3 protein-coding genes are annotated in these 2,255 nt (G+C 69.8%); 1 reads left to right on the top strand and 2 read right to left on the bottom strand.

The genetic code is table 11. The features are described 5' to 3' along the window. Positions 1-1,011: maltotransferase domain-containing protein (locus tag GAS53_RS51280; protein WP_151484719.1), on the bottom strand; the 1,011-nt coding region annotated here is incomplete at its 3' end. Between the two features lie 61 nt (positions 1,012-1,072). Next, positions 1,073-1,366, bottom strand: a complete 294-nt coding sequence (locus GAS53_RS51275; protein WP_151484722.1) for a DUF5133 domain-containing protein — start codon at positions 1,364-1,366, stop codon at positions 1,073-1,075. A 322-nt stretch (positions 1,367-1,688) separates the two neighbouring features. Here GAS53_RS51275 and GAS53_RS51270 point away from each other — a divergent pair, with 322 nt between their 5' ends. After that, complete coding sequence (locus GAS53_RS51270) at positions 1,689-2,213, top strand: pep a2 (protein ID WP_151484718.1); 525 nt, start codon at positions 1,689-1,691, stop codon at positions 2,211-2,213. The last annotated feature ends 42 nt before the right edge of the window (positions 2,214-2,255 follow it).

Here is a 2,255-nt window from a genome sequence, read left to right as displayed (position 1 = left end):
ATGATCCGGCGAGCACTGCAGCGCGAAGTCCAGCGCGACCTCCAGACCCAGCCCCGCCGCCGTGTCCACGAAGGCGTCGAAGTCCTCGGTCGTGCCCAGATCTGGATGCACGGCGTCGTGCCCGCCCTCCGGCGAACCGATCGCCCAGGGCACTCCGACATCCCAACGGTCAGCCGACAGGCTGTTGTTGGGACCCTTGCGGAAGGTCGTGCCGATGGGGTGGATGGGTGGCAGGTACACCACGTCGAAGCCCATCTCCGCGATCGCCGGCAGCCGCCGCGCCGCCGTCCGGAACGTGCCGCTCACCGGCGGCTTGTCCGGCTCGACGACCGCGCCCTCCGAGCGCGGGAAGAACTCGTACCACGAGCCGAACAGCGCCCGCTCCCGCTCCACCAGCAGGGGCAGCGGGTCCGATCGGGAGACTCGTTCCCGCAGGGGGTGTTGGGCCAGCGCCGCGTCCACGTCCGGGGTCAGGGCGGCGGCGAGGCGGGCGATCGGCGGCCGGGACTCGTCGCGCAACGCATGCGCGGCGGTCAGCACCGCCGTTCGCCCCGTTTTGTGCGGGACTCCGGAGGCGGCCCGCTCGTACAGTTCGGCGCCCTCTTCCAGGACCAGCCCGACGTCGATGCCGGCCGGGATCTTGATGCGGGCGGTCCGGCGCCAGGTGGTCACGGGGTCGGACCACGCCTCCACCCAGTACGCCCAGTCGCCCACCGCTTCGGGGGTGACGTCGGCGCCCCAGCGGTCGGTGCCGGGGGTGAGTTCGCGCATGGGCGTCCAGGGCCCTGCGCGGCCCTCCGGGTCGCACAGGACGACGTTCGCGGCGACCGCGTCGTGTCCTTCGCCGAAGACGGTGGCGGTGACCTGGAAGGTTTCCCCCAGGACCGCCTTCGCCGGGCGGGTCCCGCGGTCGACGGCCGGTCGGACGTCGACGACGGGGACTCGGCCAATCAGGGGGACGGGCATGCGGCCAACAGGGCGGACGCGGCCGTCGGCCGGGTTCTCGGTCATGGGGTTCACCTCCGTCGTCCTTGCGCTCGGTCCGTGTTTCGTCAATGCCGTTGGAGGGCTCCTACGACACGGGGCTTGCCGTGAGTCCGTCGGATCGATCGGGTCGTATGGCGCTGGTCGGGCTGCCTTTGGCCCGTGCCCGGCCGCGTGCGCCCGAACCGACTGCCAGATAACGCTCGGCGGCGTACACGGCCTCACGCGCGCAGCGTTTGCCCATCAGCACGCACAGCGTGTAGCCCGTGTCCTCGAAATTGCCCCGCGCCGCACGGTCGGCGGGGGCCGCGAGCATCATGCGTTCCCAGGCGCGGTACAGCTCCAGGTGCCTGGCGACCTCGTCCTTGGCAGGCAGCAGCATTTCACTGGTCACCTTCCACTCCTTCGAACGCACACGGTTCGCCCGGATCGTGCGTGAAGACCGTGCACAGAGAGGCGTCGACCGCATACAGAGATCGACACCCTCACTCATGGTGCACGTGGTGCCGCGCAGCGTCCTGTTGTCGTTTCAACAACATGTAGAACTCCCGCACAGGATGCGAGGGCTCTCGTGTTGCGCGAATGGAGTACTGCTCTCACCCTAGGAGTGACTCAGAAGCGATCACTGCTCACGCTTCGTGTTCGGGGCTCGGCCCGCAGGGGCGAGGAGGAGCGAGAGCTTCGCCGGTGAGGAGCCAACGACGATGAAGACCGTAGTGCCCTGCTACTACCACCTCGACGTGGAAGTCAGTCTGGAGCGGGTCGAACAGGTCAGGCGCATCCTGGCCGCCCATCTCCGGTACTGGAACCTGGAGCACCTCGTCGAGTCCGTCTGTCACTGCGCCGAAGTGCTGCTCCACACGATCGAGGAGCACGCGGCGGACAAGAACACCACCATCGAGATGTGGTGGAACGGCCAGCACCTCATCACCGCAGTCGCGGACAACGACGGGGAGTTCCATCCGGACTCCGCCACACGCGGCTGCCTGGCCCACATCGCCGCCCTGAGCGACGGCTGGGGCTGTTGTGCCACGGGCACCGGCGGAAAGATCGTCTGGTTCTCGCGTCGGGCCCGTGCCATCGAGCGCGCCCCGCTGGTCCCGCCCGTACCCGAGCCCAGCCTGCGGGAGGCCCGCCGAACACCCCGCGAGGCGCCCGTGCCGGCGCTGGCGGGCTCCATCCCCACGAGGCCGCTCGAGGACGCGGCCGTCGGCACCGCCTCTTCCTGAGGTCCGGGAGGCCTCTCGCACGGAACCGTGATGCGCCCAGTC

Origin of the sequence: Streptomyces albicerus (genome assembly GCF_008905045.1) — a bacterium.
Lineage (GTDB): Bacteria > Actinomycetota > Actinomycetes > Streptomycetales > Streptomycetaceae > Streptomyces > Streptomyces albicerus.
The sequence above is the reverse complement of the archived record's forward strand: the minus strand, read 5'-3'. Positions and strand labels throughout refer to the sequence as shown.